This is a genomic window from Gordonibacter sp. 28C, from assembly GCF_003339845.1.
In the GTDB taxonomy this organism is placed as follows: Bacteria; Actinomycetota; Coriobacteriia; order Coriobacteriales; family Eggerthellaceae; genus Gordonibacter.
Genome location: NZ_PPTR01000006.1, coordinates 34075 through 50833 on the forward strand (window position 1 = coordinate 34075; position 16759 = coordinate 50833).

Annotated in this window: 12 protein-coding genes; 3 read left to right on the forward strand and 9 right to left on the reverse strand. The window is 65.1% G+C overall.

What is annotated here, in order from left to right; genetic code table 11:
• Nucleotides 1–45: 45 nt before the first annotated feature.
• The 7 genes from C1878_RS08995 to ptcA all read right to left on the reverse strand — a co-directional run bounded on the left by C1878_RS08995 (nt 46) and on the right by ptcA (nt 10763).
• Nucleotides 46–2298, reverse strand: a complete 2253-nt coding sequence (locus tag C1878_RS08995) for an EAL domain-containing protein (protein ID WP_114601292.1) — start codon at nt 2296–2298, stop codon at nt 46–48.
• Entirely contained in the window at nt 2295–3683 is a 1389-nt protein-coding gene (locus tag C1878_RS09000; protein WP_114601293.1) for an ABC transporter substrate-binding protein, read from the reverse strand. The genes C1878_RS08995 and C1878_RS09000 overlap by 4 nt, the downstream gene beginning before the upstream one ends.
• Nucleotides 3684–3987: 304 nt before the next feature.
• On the reverse strand, nt 3988–5037 hold the full coding sequence (locus C1878_RS09005) for an aspartate-semialdehyde dehydrogenase (RefSeq protein WP_114601294.1): 1050 nt from the start codon (nt 5035–5037) through the stop codon (nt 3988–3990).
• A 184-nt stretch (nt 5038–5221) separates the two neighbouring features.
• Nucleotides 5222–6502, reverse strand: a complete 1281-nt coding sequence (locus C1878_RS09010) for an aspartate kinase (protein WP_114601295.1) — start codon at nt 6500–6502, stop codon at nt 5222–5224.
• A gap of 199 nt (nt 6503–6701) precedes the next feature.
• Complete coding sequence (locus C1878_RS09015) at nt 6702–8003, reverse strand: MFS transporter (RefSeq protein WP_114601296.1); 1302 nt, start codon at nt 8001–8003, stop codon at nt 6702–6704.
• A gap of 154 nt (nt 8004–8157) precedes the next feature.
• The gene (locus C1878_RS09020) at nt 8158–9612 is read right to left on the reverse strand and encodes a Na+/H+ antiporter NhaC family protein (RefSeq protein ID WP_241963677.1); all 1455 of its coding nucleotides are present in this window, start codon (nt 9610–9612) and stop codon (nt 8158–8160) included.
• A 110-nt stretch (nt 9613–9722) separates the two neighbouring features.
• Nucleotides 9723–10763, reverse strand: a complete 1041-nt coding sequence (gene ptcA, locus C1878_RS09025; protein ID WP_114601298.1) for a putrescine carbamoyltransferase — start codon at nt 10761–10763, stop codon at nt 9723–9725.
• A gap of 316 nt (nt 10764–11079) precedes the next feature.
• On the opposite strand from ptcA, the gene C1878_RS09030 reads away from it, so the two are divergent.
• Nucleotides 11080–12045: a helix-turn-helix transcriptional regulator gene (locus C1878_RS09030; RefSeq protein ID WP_114601299.1), complete on the forward strand. Its 966-nt coding sequence runs from the start codon at nt 11080–11082 to the stop codon at nt 12043–12045.
• Between the two features lie 88 nt (nt 12046–12133).
• Here the strand turns inward: C1878_RS09030 and arcC are convergent, their stop codons facing one another.
• Together arcC and C1878_RS09040 are read right to left on the reverse strand one after the other, a co-directional pair.
• Complete coding sequence (gene arcC, locus C1878_RS09035; RefSeq protein ID WP_114601300.1) at nt 12134–13087, reverse strand: carbamate kinase; 954 nt, start codon at nt 13085–13087, stop codon at nt 12134–12136.
• Nucleotides 13088–13358: 271 nt separating this feature from the next.
• On the reverse strand, nt 13359–14582 hold the full coding sequence (locus tag C1878_RS09040; RefSeq protein ID WP_114601301.1) for an MFS transporter: 1224 nt from the start codon (nt 14580–14582) through the stop codon (nt 13359–13361).
• 168 nt (nt 14583–14750) lie between these two features.
• On the opposite strand from C1878_RS09040, the gene C1878_RS09045 reads away from it, so the two are divergent.
• Both C1878_RS09045 and C1878_RS09050 read left to right on the forward strand, forming a co-directional pair.
• A complete protein-coding gene (locus tag C1878_RS09045) occupies nt 14751–15752 on the forward strand; it encodes a zinc dependent phospholipase C family protein (RefSeq protein ID WP_114601302.1) in 1002 nt (333 codons plus the stop codon).
• Nucleotides 15753–15758: 6 nt separating this feature from the next.
• Nucleotides 15759–16724, forward strand: a complete 966-nt coding sequence (locus C1878_RS09050; RefSeq protein WP_114601303.1) for a trimeric intracellular cation channel family protein — start codon at nt 15759–15761, stop codon at nt 16722–16724.
• Nucleotides 16725–16759: the final 35 nt, after the last annotated feature.

Consider the following 16759-nt stretch of genomic DNA (forward strand, 5'->3'; position numbering starts at 1 on the left):
GCAAGCCCGCACCGTCATGGGCAGTAGTTCCGCCGGGAGACAGAGCTACTGCGCGCTCGTGTCCAGCAGCCGGTAGAACTCCTCGGGGGTCACGGGGCGCGAGAACACGAAGCCCTGCACCATGTCGCACGGCGTCGTGCGCAGGAACGCCAGCTGCTTCGGCGTCTCGACGCCTTCCATGACCGTGTCCATGCGCAAGTCCTTCGCCATGGTGATCACGGTGCGCACCACCGTCTCCTCCGTGCCGGGGCTCGTGCCTTCCAGCAGGAAGTCGCGGTCGAGCTTCAACACGTCGGCGGGCAGGTTCTTCAGCACGTTGAGCGACGAGTAACCCGCCCCGAAGTCGTCGATGGCGCAGCGGAACCCGGCCGCGCGCATCTGCTCCATGATCTCGAACGTGCCGTGCAGGTCGTCCATGACGATGCTCTCGGTCAGCTCCAGCTCGCACAGCCCGTCGGGAATGCCGTAGCGCTCCTTGATGCTCACGTACGAGGGAAGGAAGTCGTCGCGGTGCAGGTGGCGCCTCGACACGTTCACCGACAGCGGCACCACGGGCAGGCCCGCGTCCAAACGCGCGCGCACGTCGCGGCACGCGCTCTCCAACACGAATTCGTCCAACTGCAGGATGAACCCGTTCTGTTCGAACAGGGGTATGAACTCGTCGGGGCCCACGACGCCCTCGCCGGGGCGCCTCCAGCGCACGAGCGCCTCGCCGCCCAGAACGCGCATGCCCGCCACGTCGTACTTCGGCTGGATGAGGTAGAAGAACTCGCCATGTTCGAGCGCGGCCTCCATCGTGCGTTCCAAATCGGCGCGGCGCAGCAGCGCGTCGCGCATGGGCTGGCTGTACGCGCATGGCGCGATCCCGCGCGTGCGCGATTCCCGCTGGGCGATGCGCGCGCGGTCGGTAAGCTCGGTGACGTCGCGCGCCTCGGGCGCGTCCTCCGAGCAGCACAGGCCGATGTGCAGAGCGAGCGGCTTGCCGTTGCCCATGACGGCCCGCGCGCGTTCCACCACGGCATCGCACGTGCGCAGCGCGTCCTCGCGACGGGCATAGGGGAAGAACAGCATGAAATGGTCGGCCGAGAGACGCGCCGCAAAGCCGTCCGCACCCACCGCGCAGCGTAGGATCACGGCGAGCTGCTGCAGAACCTCGTCGCCCTTCGCGTAGCCTTCCACGTCGTTGATGAGCTTGAAGTTGTCGATGTCGATGAAAGCCACCGCCACGCCGCCGCCCTTCGCGCCGGGAGCCTCTCCCTTCGAGCGCTCCAGCAAGCGCGCATCGCCTTCGAGCGTGAATTTGTCGGAGCTGTACAGGCCGGTCAAGCTGTCGTAGTAGGCCATGCGCTCTATCTCCACGCGATGCGCGCGGCTGCTGCGCCAATACACCACCAGCACGACCGTCAGCCCCGCAATGATCACCAGGCAAAGCAGCAGCGTGGCGTTGATGACGGCATCGGCCTGCTCCATGATCACGTCGTTCGGGATGATGGACACCACGTCCCAGCCATCGGTTCCCTCGAGCGGCGTGTAGCAGAACACGTACTCGTCGCCTAGGTACGAGAACAGGGCAACGCCGCGCGCGTTCCGCTCGAGCGCGTTGCGGAACGATTCGACGGCCGCTTGGTCGTTGCCCTCGAACCCCACGATGTCGTAAATGCTCGAGAACGTGCGGTTGCTGTCGCGATGCTGCGAGCGCACGATCACGTCCCCGTCGTCGTTCACCACGTACGAGAAGCCGCTGTCGTTGTAAAACGACAGCGAGAACCGATCCTCCACCTCGCTGAGAGGCCGCGCTTTGCGCACGAGCCCCGGCGTGCCGTCGGCGAAAGAGAACCGCGCGTAGACGCCGATCACGGAGCCGCCGGTGCGCTCGTCCAGGAACGGCTCCAGCACGCCCCGATCGCCCGCCCCCTCGGCTGCGGCGAACTGGGCGGCGGTAAGCGGAGCCGCCTGGCTGTTGTCCGTTCGATACACCGCGCCCGTTCCCAAATCCACGCAAACGTACACCGTGCCGTCTTCGCCCGCGCCGAACAGGGCGAGCTTTTCGGCCAAACGCGCAACGTCGTCGTGCCTTTGCGCAGACAACTCGGACGCGAACAGGTCGAGCGTCTCGAGGTCCTTCTCGAAATACGTGTCCAACGCGTGCTGACCCTGAGCCGTCACTTCCAGAACATCCGTCACGGACTTGTCCCAGAGGGAATCCTGCACGAAGCGCGTGAACAACAAGGTTCCCACGATGACGAGCACGGCCACCAGCGCCACGATAAGTGAGATAAGGGCCTTTCTCGTCTTCATCGGTCGCCGTCCGCCTCCTCCGCCAACAGGCTGCGCATCAGGTCTTGGGCGTCGGCGGCCGAAGCGCCTTCGAGCAGGGACACGACGCTCTTGCGGGCGGCGCCCCATACCGGAAGATGTATGTTGTCGTCCGACCCGATTACCACGCCGGAGGCGAACGCCCCGGCCAACGGTCCGAGCGCCTCGTCGTCGGGAGCGGCGTTGCCCTCGAGCGGGCTGAACGAGCACTGGCTGTTCGCGAAGCGCGCGATGGCGGAAGGCTCGGTGAAGAAAGTCGCGAAATCCTTGGCCGCGTCGACATGGGCGCCGTTCGCGTTCACGCTCACCCGCGTGTCGACGTTCACCACGAGCACGGGATCGCCGTCGAGCACCGGATAGGGATGCACCTCGTAAGCGAGGTCCGGCGCCATGTCGCGCACGCGCACCGACGCCCAGGCGCCTGTGAGCATGAAGGGGTATTGCCCCGTGGCGAACTGCTCGAGATCGTTCGCCGTTTTCTCCGTCTCCAGCGCTAAGGCGGCGTCGACGTACCCCTTCTTGACGAAGCGCTCCACCAGATCGAGGCCGGGGCGCAGTTGCGCGGACAAAGCCTCGGGATCGTCGCTCAGCGCCTCGATACGTTTGTTGGCATCGTCGGCGGCATAGACCTCGGCCATGCCGCGCGCGATGGCGAGCGTCTTGAGCGAGATGTCGTTGTTCGCGACGAGCGGCACGATACCGGCGGAGAGGAACGTCTCGCAGGCGCTTTCGAACTCGCCTATCGTGCGCGGCGCCGCCACGCCATGCGCCGCCAGCAGATCGGTGTTGCAGTACAGGCCGAACGCCGAGATGGACGTGGGCACGTAGAGGATGCGCGATTCGCTTCTCATCTGGCCCAAGGCGAGCGCGCTGAACGTGGGGACGGTGCGCAAGTCGGACAAATCCGCCAGATAGCCCCGTTCCTCGAACAACAGCTCCGTGTCATGGTCGACCATGAACACGTCGTCGCCGTTTCCCGATGCCAGGCGCTTCTCGAGCGCTTCGTAGTACGGCCGGCTTTTGATGCCCTCGTAGGAAACGTACACGTTCGGATGCCCGTCCATGTATTCGCGCAGGATTTCCTCGATGGCTGCGACGTTGATGGACTCGTACTTGCACCCGAAAAACGTCAGCTTCGTGTCGACCGGCGTTTCCTCGCCCTTTTCCACCACGATGTTCTTGCTGGTGGAGCAACCGGGCAAAGCAAGGGACGCGCAAACGCCCGCCAAGCCGAACGCCGAGACAGCTAGGAAGCGGCGGCGCGTGAGAGAGGCTGCGCGACGGCCGGCCCCCGGCACGGCTTCCACGTCGAAAGCAACCTCGCTTGAAGCGAAAGTCCCTTCTTCGGTGCGCCGTGTATCTGGCATGTCCTTGTCCTCGACTCTACGCAGGATAGCTCTGAAAGCTTGATCAAGCGGAATATCCAAAATGTAATGGTACCGTAACCTTGGCCGCCGCGCACCTAAAAAACCGGCTCGCCCGAACGGCAATTCCCTCTCCGAAGGAAAGCCGATGACCGTAGGCGCCGCAAATCGCGCATCGAGCTCCATGCGGGTCAAAGGCGAACGAGAAAGAGGCCGCGCCGCCGGCCTCTTCGTCTCCGAACCACGAGCACATGAGAAGCCGTCCGCCGCGCTCCGAATCCCAGCGTCCGGACGGCCGGCTTTGGGCCTACGGCAACAGCAGCTGGGCTATCTGCACGGCGTTGAGCGCGGCGCCTTTGCGGATCTGGTCGGCCACCACCCACAGGGCCAGGCCGTGGTCCACCGTGTCGTCCTTGCGCAGGCGGCCGACGTAGGTGTCGTTCGTGCCCGCCAGCAGGCCCGGCATGGGGTACTCGTTGTTCGCGCAGTCGTCCATGACCGTGATGCCCGGCGCGGCCTCGAAGGCGGCGCGCGCGGCCTCCACGCTCACGTCGCCGGCGAACTCCACGTTCACCGACTCCGCGTGGCAGCGCAGCACGGGCACGCGCACGCAGGTGGCGGCCACCTTGATGTTCTGGTCGCCCATGATCTTCTTCGTCTCCACGACCATCTTCCACTCTTCCTTCGTGGAGTCGTCGTCGAGGAACTTGTCGATGTGCGGGATGCAGTTGAACGCGATGCGGTGCTGGAACACCTCCACGGCCAGCTCGTCTTCGGGCGTGCCGTCGAGGAACGCCTTCGTCTGGTCGTACAGCTCGGCCATGGCCGGAGCGCCGCCGCCGCTGGCAGCCTGGTAGGTGGACACCACCACGCGCGTGATGGGCGACAGGTCGTAGAGCGGCTTGCACGCCACCACCATCTGGATGGTGGAGCAGTTGGGGTTCGCGATCACGCCGTTGTGCCAGGCCACGTCGCCCGGGTTCACCTCGGGCACCACGAGCGGCACGTCCTCGTCCATGCGGAAGGCGCTCGAGTTGTCGATCATCACCGCGCCGGCCGCCGTGACGGCCTCGCGCAGCTCCTTCGACACGCCGGCGCCGCAGCTGAACAGCGCGATGTCCACGCCGTCGAACGACTCCGGGGTCATCTCCTGCACCGTCAGCTCGCCGGCCGGCACCTGCCCGCAGCCCGCGAACGGCAGCTTCTTGCCCGCCGAGCGCGCCGACGCCAACGCCCGCACCTCGCTCGCCGGGAAATCGAGGTCGTGCAGCACCTGCAGGAACTCGCTGCCCACCGCGCCGGTCGCCCCCGCGATCGCCACCACCGGATTCGCCGGCATCTCCTTCGTCCATGTCATAGGTAGTTCTCCCCTTCCAGGTTGGCGTAGTCAGTCAGCGAGAGGGGTCGGGGTGCGTCGGATTCGCGGGATCGCGGAGGCGAAGCGTACTTCGGTACGCGAGCCTCCGGGATCGCGCGAAGGCGACGTGCGCCGGCCCCTCGCAGCGTCGAATCGTTCCGCCGTTCGGCAGAACGGCGGAACCTCATCGGCCTTTGTTCATCTTCGCCGCAATCTCCTCCGCGCTCAACTGGGTCTCCTCGAACACGCTGTCGGAATCCAAGTCGAAGGCGCTGTGCAGGCAGCGCACGGCCTCGGCGGCCTGCGAGCCGTCCACCACCACGGACAGGCGGATGGGCGACGTGGAGATGGCCAGGATGTTGATCTGGTTCTCCCCGAGCGTGGTGAACGCGCGCGCGGCCACGCCGGGCGACGACTTCATGCCGGTGCCCACCAGGCTCACTTTGGCGATGTCGGCATCCACGTCGAACTCGCGCGCGCTGATCTCGGGCAGGATGCGCTCGATGGTCTCGCGCGCGAGGGCCAGGTCGGCGCCGGCGCACGTGAAGCTGATGTCCGTGAAGCCGTCCTCGGAGATGTTCTGGATGATCATGTCCACGCGCACGTTGTTGCCCGCCAGCGCGCTGAACACCTTCGCCGCCACGCCCGTCATGTCGGGCACGCCGCGGATGGTCACCTTCACCTCGGACGTGTCGTGCGCGATGCCGGTGATGACGGCTTCTTCCATCATGTCGGTTTCCTCCTTGATGTAGGTGCCCTCGGCCTCGGAGAACGCCGAGCGGGAATGGATGACCACGTCGTACTTGCGCGCGAACTCCACGGCGCGCATCTGCAGCACGCCCGCGCCCGAGCCCGCAAGCTCCAACATGTCGTCGTAGGATATCTCGTCGAGCTTCTTCGCGCGCGGGCACACGCGCGGATCGGCCGTGTACACGCCGTCAACGTCGGAGTATATCTCGCACACGTCGGCATTGATGCCCCAGGCCACGGCCACGGCCGTGGTGTCGGAGCCGCCGCGTCCCAGCGTGGTGATGTCTCCGTTCGCGTCGATGCCCTGGAAGCCCGCCACCACGGGGATGGCCCCGGCGGCGATGGCCTCCATGATGCGCTCGTTGTGCACCTTCACGATTTTCGCCTGCGCGTGGGAGCCGTCCGTCTCGATGCCGGCCTGACGGCCCGTGAAGCTCATGGCCTTGTAGCCGCGCGCCTCCACGGCCATGGCCAGAAGCGTCATGGACACCTGCTCGCCGGTGGACAGCAACCGGTCCATCTCGCGCGCGGGCGGGTTGTCGTTGAGCGCGCGGGCAAGCCCCACGAGCTCGTCGGTCGTCTTGCCCATGGCGGACACGACGGCCACGACGTCGTGGCCGGCCTGGCGCTTCGCGATGAGCTTCTTGGCTACCATCTGGATGCGCTCGGGCGAGGCGACGGACGTGCCTCCGAATTTGCATACGATTAGCGACATGGTGGTCTTTCTTATCGTGGTGAACCCCAACGGTTCTCCACTATATCAAACAACCCCGCCGCCCGCTCACGGAAAGACCGCCATCAGCGGCGTTTTCACAGCGAATGCAACCGCCCCGCCCGGGCGGCGAGCCCGAACGAGGCGGTGCGTGGATTCGGGAACCGTGCGCACGGCCCCGACGGGTATGGCTTGAACAGCGCTACGTGGCAGGAGAAGGCAGGGTTTCCTCGCCCGAAGCCTCCTCGATCAAGGGCCCGTCCGTGCGCTTGAGCTTCCGGCTGAGCCTCATGGCCGCCACGGCCAGCACGGCGATGGCCACGTCGCACACGATGCAGAAGATCCACACCGACGAGAACGAGCCCGTGGTCTCGTAGATGGTCGTGAGCAACGGAGCCCCCATGGACCCCAGCACGTAGCCGATGGCGGGGACCAGCGAGTATATCTTGCCGTAGTCCTTGTGGCCGAACATCGCCATGGTCAGCGTGGCGATGCCCGTGCCGAACACGGCGTACATCGAGTCGTTCAGACCGGCGCCGATGCAGGCGAGCACCGGAGACGCGGCGCTGAACAGCAGGCACACGAACGACAGCACCGTCACCGCCGCCCACATGGCCACGGCCCGAGCCGGGCCGAACTTGTCGCATGTCCAGCCGATGAGCGGGTTCCACGCGATGTCGCACAACATGGCCACCGACACCATGAGGCTGCCCACATGCGGCGCGAAGCCGACCGACGACCCGTACATGGGGAACAGCTGATTGGTGACCGTGGTCATGACGATGAGGCACATCGCGGCGATGAGCGCGATGAACGCGGGCGACTTCACGGCCGCCCTGAACGCCACGCCTTCGGTGGGCTCCTTGGCGGCCACGGCCCCGACCTCGGTGTAGCCGTAGGGCAGAAGGCCCTTCATCTCCGGCTTCAGCCTGATGATGAACAGGGTGGAACCGCACATGAGCACGGCGGCGGACAGGCCCAGCACCACGTAGCCCACGCGCCAACCTGCCGTGGAGATGACCGAGTTGATGATGGGGCTCATGATGGCGTTGCAGAGGCTCGAGAGCGCCCAGGCAACACCGATGGCCAGGCCGGTGCGCTTGTAGAACCAGTTGTTCAAGATGATGGCGATGCCCACCGACGTGTTGAAGCCCATGCAGAATCCGATGACCGCGCCCGACACGTACCACATGAACACGTCGTTGTACAGGCACATGACCACGACCGCCGCCGCTTCCACGGCGTTGATCAACGTCAGATGCACGGCGATGTTCATCTTGGGAACCACCCGGCCGGCTATGGGCATGCTGACCGCCTGGCCCAGGCACACGATGGTCATGTAGAACGTGAGCGACGACTCCCCCACGCCCAAGCTGTCGCTCACGGGCACGTAGAAGTTGCCCGCCACCACCGTGAAAAAACCGATCGATCCCGATATCATGAAGCCGCAGGCGAGCACGACGAGCCATGCGTAGCCCTTGGCCTCCCTCAAGTTTCCCTTCATTGACTTCCCTCGCTTCCGAAAATCCCTCCGCGCAACGAGGCGCTGCGCGCGAGCATGGCGCTTCGGACGGGGCGCGCGAACCATGCGCTCTGGGCGAAGTGCTCGATCGAGCAGGGCCCGCGCGCCTTCCTGCGACGCACGGGCCCTGCGTTCCCTACGCGTTCTGAACGGCCGTCTCGCCCTGCGCAGCGGCGTCGACCGCAACGGCATCGGTTCGGGGCAGCCAGCCCAGCTTCTTTCCGAACAGCACGCCCAACACGATGATGAACAGCGGGTACAGGTAGCAGAAGAACGCGTACGGCGCGTAGGTGAGGCACCCCACGCCCAGCACCGTCACCATGTACACCGCACAGGTGTTCCACGGCACGAGCACGGACGTGATGCCGGCGCTCGAATTGACGATGTTGCCCCATACGTCGTTCTTCACGCCGCGACGACGGAACTCCTTGCTGTACATCTGAGTGGACAGCGTGATGGCCGGGTACTGGTCGGGCAGCAGCACGTTGAACAACGCGCCCGAGAACACGGTGGCCGTGACCAGCTGGCCGAAGCGGCGCAGCCTGCTGACGATGGGATCGACCAGCGCGTCCATGAGGTGCGTGTGCTGCATGATGCCGCCGAAGGCCATGACCAGGATGACGATGGAGATGGTGCTCATCATTTCCTGTATGCCGCCGTTGGACAGCAGCGCATCCAGCTCGGCGAAGCCGGTGGTGCTCACCACGCCCAGGTTGGCCACCTCCACCACGGCGGACAAATCGGAGCCCTGCAGCACGCAGGCCTCGATCATGCCGACGGCGATGGCGGCGAGGAACGACGGGATGGCCGGCACCTTCAAGGCGATGCACACGATCATCACTGCGAGCGGAATGAGCGTGACGGGCCCTATGTTGTAGTTGGCGTCGAGCGCCGTCAGCAGCGAGGACACCTGGGCCGAAACGTCGGCGGAGCCCCCCACGCTCAGGTTCATGCCGATGACCAGGTAGATGACCACGCAGCCCGCGCACGTGACGAGGCACGGCACCAAGAAGCGCTTGCACAACGCGAACACGCCGCAGTCGGCGATGGCGGCGGCCAGGTTCGGGCCGTCGACCAGCGGCGAGATGATCTCGCTCACGTACGCACCGGCCACGATGGCGCCCGCGGCCATGCCCAGCGGGATGTTCAACGCGGCGGCGATGCCCAAGAAGGCGATGCCGATGGTGCCCGCCGCGCCCCATGAGCCCAGCACGATGCCCACGGCCGTGGTCACCAAGAAGGCGATGGGCAAAAACAGCTCGGGGCTCACCACCATAAGGCCGTAATAGATCATGGTGGGCACGGTGCCCGACTGAATCCACACGCCCACCAACATGCCGATGCACATGAGGATGAGCACGGCCTCCATGGAGTCGTTGATGCCCTTGAGCACGGCGTCGAGCACGTCCTCCCACGTGCGACCCAGGTACAGGGCGATGCCGCCGGCGATGGCGCACCCTATGACCAACGGGATCTGCGGTTCGGCGCCCAGACCCACCACGCAGCCGAACATGACGACCGCCAGACCGCCGAGGGCGAGCACGCCATGGCGGAACTTCACCTCTTTCTCTGTCTTTTCCCGAGCGCTCACGATGAGATTCCTTCCTGTAGTTCGGGCAAGCTGTTCGCGCGAGACGCGCATCCTGAAAGGACGCCGCAAAAGGGAACGGCCCCTTTTGCGGCGTCGACGCGGCTTCGCCTCTACTTGCCGATCTTCTCCAAAACCGCGTTCATACGGGCCTCGGCGGCGTCGGCCGCGGCGGCGTTCTCCACGGTCTTGGGACAGAGGTAGGCCAGGATCGCGCGGATGGAGTGCTTGCGGTTCTCGGCCTCCACCCAGCACAGGCTGTCCGGGCCGTCCATGACCTCGTCCACCACTTCCTCGCCGCGGGTGGCCGGCAGGCAGTGCATGAACTTGGCGTTCGGCCCGGCGAAGGCCATCATCTCGGGAGTCACCTGGTACTTGGGGTAGAACACGTCCATATAGCTCTCGCCGGACTCCTCCTCGTCGTACAGGCCGTACCACACGTCGGTGTAGACGAAGTCGGCGCCCTTGATGGACTCGATGTCGTCGGAGATGGTCACGGTGCCGCCCGACACCTCGCAGTTCTTCTGCGCGATGGCCACAAGGTCGACGACGTTCTCGACCTGCAGGCCGCCGTCGGATATCTGGTGGCCCTTGGGGCCGAACTGCACGAAATCCATCCCCATCTTGGAGCAGATGAACATGAGCGAGACGGCCACCTGCGTGGCGTCGCCGATGAAGGCGAGCTTGCAGTCCTCGATGCTCTTGCCCTCGGGCAGGTTCTCCATCATGGTGAGGAGGTCGCCGAGCTCTTGGGTGGGATGGTTGTACTCGGACATGCCGTTGATGACCGGGGCGGCGGAGTACTTCGCCAGGTTCACGACGTCCTTGTGGCGGTCGACGCGGGCCATGAGGATGTCCACGAGCGAGCCCATGACGCGGGCGGAGTCTTCGATGGACTCGTGCCCGCCCAGCTGGATGGTGCCCGGGCCGAAGAACTGGGCGTGGCCGCCCAGGTCGGTCATGGCCGTCTCGAAGGAGATGCGCGTGCGGGTGGACACCTGCTGGAAGATCATGCCGAGCGTCTGGTTCTTCAAGATCAGCGGGTAGCGCCCGCCCTCCTTGATCATAGCCTTCATGGACTTCGCCAACTCGATCATGTCGAGCAGCTCTTCCTTCGTGAAGTCGTTGGTGTCGATGTAGTCCTTCACAGCCATGGTGCTCCTCCTTCAAAGGGATTTTGATGCGGCTCCTCGCTTGAGGGCCGTTTTGCAGGACCACCATGCCCTTGAACCGAAACCGTTGAGAAGCTGCAAACGGGTTCATTTTCAGCGCCTTCGCGAACTGAACCTCTCCAAACTCGGCATCCGCGAAGCCCGCCAGGTGCGTTGCGAACGGCGGCAAATCGCCGCTATGCGTCGACTGAACCAATATGAACGGGCGGAAAACGGTTACCGTTCGCTCTTGCGACAGAAGCGGATGCTATGATGTGCGGCGAAACGCACGAGAGCGTCGGGGAAGGAGCGCAGGCCCATGGAAATCGCTTTCTATGCGTACACGATCCTCATCATGACCGCCTGCGTGGCGGCCGCCGCCTCCACGCTCTCACTGTACGCCGTGACGCGCAACGTCCTGTACCTGTGCGTGGCCGCCGGGTTCTTCCTCTACTTCCTCGACCTCATGCTCATATTCTTGGACGAGTACCTGGGACACGGCACCTTTCCCGACGTGAGCGCGTTCTACGCCATACATATGCCCTTCGCCAAGGCGGTGCTGGCCATGGGGGTTCTGGAATCCATCTGGGTTGCCCTGTGCCTGTACCTCGACAAGCGCAAGATCGCCTTCGCCATCGCGCCGGCGGCCGTCTTTTTGACGGCCAACGTCCTTATCGTCCATCTCATGCCGGAAGGCCCCGCGCAGCAGTGGTGCTTCTACAGCACCCGCGAGGCGTTCATTATTTGGTGCCTGGGGTTCCTGGCATTCCAGTATCGCAAGGCGTCGGTGCCGTACAAGGCCAGCATCCGCAAGCTCAAAGCCCCGGCGATCGCGGGCGCGCTTCTATGCGCCTGCATCATCGCCGAAAACAGCTTCATGATCCTTATCTGGGAACCCACGACGGAGTTCATGAACTCGGCGGCGCCCCTGTTCATTTCGGAACGGAACATCTCCGAAAACCTGCTTGCGCTCGTCCTGTCCATATTGGCGCTGCGCCACAGCGTGGGCGTGTTCAGGCTGCGGTACAAAGAGCCTCCCGAACCCCAGAGCACGGCGGAGAACCGCTACGTCGATTCGAATATCGATCTGTACTGCGAGAAGTACGGTCTCACCCGTCGGGAGCGCGACATACTGCGCTGCATCGTGGCCGGGAAGGACTACCAGAACACGGCGAGCGAGCTGTGCCTGGCGGTGGGCACGATAAAGTCCCATACGCACAACATCCTGCAGAAGACGGGCGCGAAGACGCGGCAGGACCTGCAACGGGACTTTTGGAGGAACTGACCGGAGAGCCTCAAGACGGCGATCTTCCGTAAGGGCGGCCAGCAGGCCGCCCTTACGGAAGATCGCCGTGCTCGTCAGAGTTCCCGGCCTATGCCGTTATCACGGTGCCGGTTTTGCCCTCAAGGCCGGCGGCGGCGCATTCCAAACTGGTGATGAGCGCCTTGCCTTCGGGATAGGCGGTCACGTACTCGATGCAGGCCTCCACCTTCGGCAGCATGCTGCCCGGGGCGAACTGCCCCTCGTCGATGTACTTGCGGGCCTCGGCCACCGTCATCGTGGACAGCTCCCGCTGCTCGGGAGTGTTGAAGTTAATGCACACCTTCTCCACCGCCGTGAGGATGATCAGCATGTCGGCCTTGAAGTCGGCGGCCAGCTTGGCGCTGGAGCGGTCCTTGTCGATGACGGCCGGAACGCCCTCGTAGCCGTCGTCGCGCTGGAACACGGGCACGCCGCCGCCCCCGGTGGACACCACGATGTAGCCGGAGTCCATGAGGTCCTTCACGGCGTCGAACTCCACGATGCGCTGCGGCTTCGGCGAGGCCACCACCTGCCGCCACCCGCGGCCGGCGTCCTCCTTGAACGTCCAGCCGGTCTCGGCCTCCTTGGCGCGCGCCTCCTCCTCGGTGAGGAAGGCGCCTACGGGCTTCGTCGGGTTCTGGAAGGCCGGGTCGTCGGGATAGACGACGGTCTGCGTGATGACGTTGGCCGTTGAGCGCATGATGCCGCGACGCTTGAGCTCGTTCAAGATGGCCTGGGACAGCTGGTAGCCTATGTAGCCTTGCGACATGGCGCCCGCCTCGGGGAACGGCATCTCGGGCGTCTTGCCGTCGTTGGCGCTCGCGTAGGCGAACGCGCTGTTGATCATGCCCACCTGCGGGCCGTTGCCGTGGGAGACCACCACGTTCACGCCGTCACCTACCATGTCCACGATGTGCTTGGCGGTGTTCTTGACCAATTCGAGTTGTTCTTGGGGCGCATCGCCCAGGGCGTTGCCGCCCAGGGCGATGACGACCGAGGGGCCGGATCCTTTCGCGTAAGGCATAGCTTTCTCCTTCTTTTTGTCCGTGGGAACTGGATGCCAACGGAAAAGAGCATAGAAAGCCGCCTGCGCGATGGGAAGGCAGAAAAGGGTTCAATGTGCCCACGATCCTTCTTTGAACGGGCAAGGAAGGGCCATGAACCAACTTGAACCCTCTTGGCGAGGACGCTCGGTCGGCCCTCGCACGGCCGACCGAACTAACACCGCCCTACAAGGGCGCTCCCTGAACAGCGGAACAACGATCGCGTTCCACCGGCGGACGCAGTCGCCGCGGTCACTTCTCCGGCATCCTCCACAGCAGCACGAAGCCGATGACGAACAGCACGGATATCGAGAGCACGCCCATGGACGAGTTGCCGGTAAGCTGCGTGAAGATGCTCACCAGAAAGGTGCCCATGACGGCGGCGTACTTGCCGAAGATATCGAAGAACCCGTAGTACTCGTTGGCGTGCTCCTTGGGTATGAGCTTGCCGAACTCGGATCGCGACAGCGCCTGGATGCCTCCTTGGAACAGGCCCACGCAGATGGCCAGGATCCAGAACTCCAGAGCCTCGCGCAGGAAGAACGCCGCGAACAGCGTGATGCAGAAGTACGCGCCGATGGCCACCATGAGCATCTTCTTCGTGCCGAACTTCGTGGACAGGCGCCCGTAGGCGATGGCCGAGGGGAACGCCACGAACTGCGTCACCAGCAGCGCCAGCACGAGCTGCGTGGAGTCGATCCCCAGGTCGGTGCCGTAGCTCGTGGACATCTTGATGATGGTGTGCACGCCGTCGATGTAGCAGAAGAACGCCAGCATGAACAAACGCAGCTTGCGGTCCTTGAAGATGCGCTTGAGCGTGTTCCACAGCCCCGAGAACGTGTCGCGGATCAGACGCTCCGGGCGCTCCTTGTAGTGCGTTTGGTGCACGTCGCGAATGAGCGGGATGCTGAACGCCACCCACCACACGGCCGTGATGAGAAACGCCACCTTCATCCCAACATCCATGGGAATGCCGACGGTCGGCCCGCCCAGCACCACGGCCAGGCACGCGATGAACGGCACGCACGAGCCGATGTAGCCCCACGCGTAGCCCTGCGACGACACCTCGTCGTAGCGCTCGTCGGTGGCCGCGTCCACCAGAAACGCGTCGTAGAACACCATGGAGCCGTTCAGCATGATGGACGCGACCACGTACAGCACGAGGAACGCCAGCGCCGCCGTGGGAATGCCGAGCGCGGCCAGCGCCACGGCGCCCGTGCCCACGGTGCCCACGAAGAACTTCTTCTTGTTGCCCTTCAAATCGGCGAGGCTCCCCAGGATGGGCATGAGCAGCGCCAGAATGAGCGAGGCCACCGTCTCGGCGTAGCCCCACGCCACCACGACCGACGAGCCCGGCTCGGCCAGCGAGGCGAAGTAGACGGGAATGAGCGCGGTCGCAAGCAGCACGAACGCCGAGTTGCCCACGTCGTAGAGAACCCAGCTGCGCTCCTGCTTCGTCATCTTGACTCGCGCCATGTGCGCCTTCCTCTCGTCTCGCGCGCCCCCGCGCGCCCCACGCCGCGCCGCTTAACCTGAAACGTTCTTCACAACTGGGAAACCGACGGTTAACAAGCACCGCCTCATTGTATATGATACCGGGTAGCGTCACCGGTAAATTTCAAGTCAGGAACGGAGCATCGCCCCATGCCGGCTCTCATCACGCACGACTTCTTCGGACAGGACGTCTACGACCGTCTTTTCCGCAACATAGGAGGCACCCGCGACGAGGCGGAGGCGTTCCTGCTGGGCAACCAGGGGCCCGATCCCCTGTTCTACGCGGTGGCGGATCCGCGCCTGCGCGAGCACAACCGCTTGGGCAACATCATGCATGCGGAGAAGCCGAGCGAGCTTATCAAGGCGTTCAAGGACTCCCTGGGCATCTTGGACGAGGACGAGCTGCCGGTGGGCCGCGCCTACGCGCTGGGCTTCCTGTGCCATTACACGCTGGACTCCACCATGCACCCGCTCGTGTTCTTCCACGAGTACCGCCTGTGCGACGCCGGCGAGCCGGGCCTTTCGCGCGACGACGGCCACGAGGTGCACGCTGTTATAGAGAGCGAGCTGGACGAGCTCGTGCTGTTCGAGAAGCGCGGCGAAACCGTGGCGACGTTCCAACCTTGGCGCGAGATACTGCAGGCCAGCGATTTCGCACTCGGCGTGATCTCGAAGATGTACTCCTACGTGGCACTCACGGTGTACGGGCGCATCATTCCGCCCAGCATGTTCGCGCAGTCCGTGCGCAGCTTCCGCCGGGTGCAGCGGCTGTTCTACTCCAAGACCGGCGCCAAGCGCGCCGCCATCGGGCGCGTGGAGCAGCTGGTGCGCCCGTTCTCGTTCTACCAGTCCATGAGCCACCGGCCGTTGGAGCTCACCGAGAGCGCCTACGACAACCGCGCCCACGAGACATGGGAGAACCCTTACACGGGCGAGACGAGCACGGTGGGGTTCTGGGACCTGTTCGACGAGGCGCTCGAGAAGGCTCTGGCGAACATCGCGGCGTTCGATCGCGACGACTTCGATTTGGAGGGCGCGCGGGTGCTCACGGGCGAGCTCGACTTCTCGGGCCGGCCCGTCGTGGCCACGCTCGTATCGGTGGAGGACGGCGGCGGCGCGGGTGCCGACGAGCCCTCCCCTGCCGGCGTCTAGCCCCGCATGCTCGAGGTCGTTCTCACCATACCGTTCTGGCTGGAGCTGGCCGCCGCGCTGACAGGCGGCCTGTCGGGCGCCATGAGCGCCGTACGGGCGCGCTACGACATCTTCGGCGTGGTGTGCATCGCGCTCACGGCAGGCCTCGCCGGCGGCATCATGCGCGATTTGCTCATGCAGAACTACGGCATCTACGCGTTCCAGAAACCCGAGCTGCTGCTGGCCTGCGCCGGCGCGGGCGTCGTCGTGTTCTACTTCGGCAAGCTGGCCGCCTACCTGGACCCCGTCGTGGCGCTGCTCGACAACCTGTCGGTTGCGCTGTGGGCCGTGATCAGCGTGGGCAAGGGGCTTTCGGCCGGCTTGGACATCGTGCCCTCCATCATCCTGGGCACCGTCACCGCCGTGGGCGGAGGCATACTGCGCGACGTGTTCATGAACCGGGAGCCCGAGTCGTTCCAGGCCGGGGCGATGTACGGCTCGGCCGCGCTCATCGGCTCCACGGTGTACGCGCTCATGGCGCAGAACCACGTGCTCGACCAGTACGCGCCCTACGCCTGCGTGGCCATCGTGCTGGCGCTGCGCTACGCGTCGCTGTTCTTCGGCTGGAAGACGAAGCCGCCCAAGGACTACACGGACGTGGTGACGAGCGCCGTGGCCCGACCGGTGAAATCCGTGGCGCGCCGCGTGCGTCCCCCGAAGGGCAAGGTGGAGCGTGAGCGCGAGCGGCGCACGGCTTACGAGCGACTCCGCCGGTTCTGGCGCGCGCCCGGCGCCACGTCCCCCCTGCCGCCGGTGGAGAAGAACGCCGACGGCGCCGCGGCGGATTCAGGACGGCCCGGCGAAGCCGCGCCCGAGACGGCCCCCAGCGATCCGAGCGACCGCATCCACGTGGATCGCGACGAGCTGCGCCGCATCATAGGCGGCGACGCGACGGAGGAAGAGCCCCGCGACCCGTTCGAGCCGCGCTCGTAGCCACGTCGGATCGTTTTGGCGACCGGCAGGCCGCC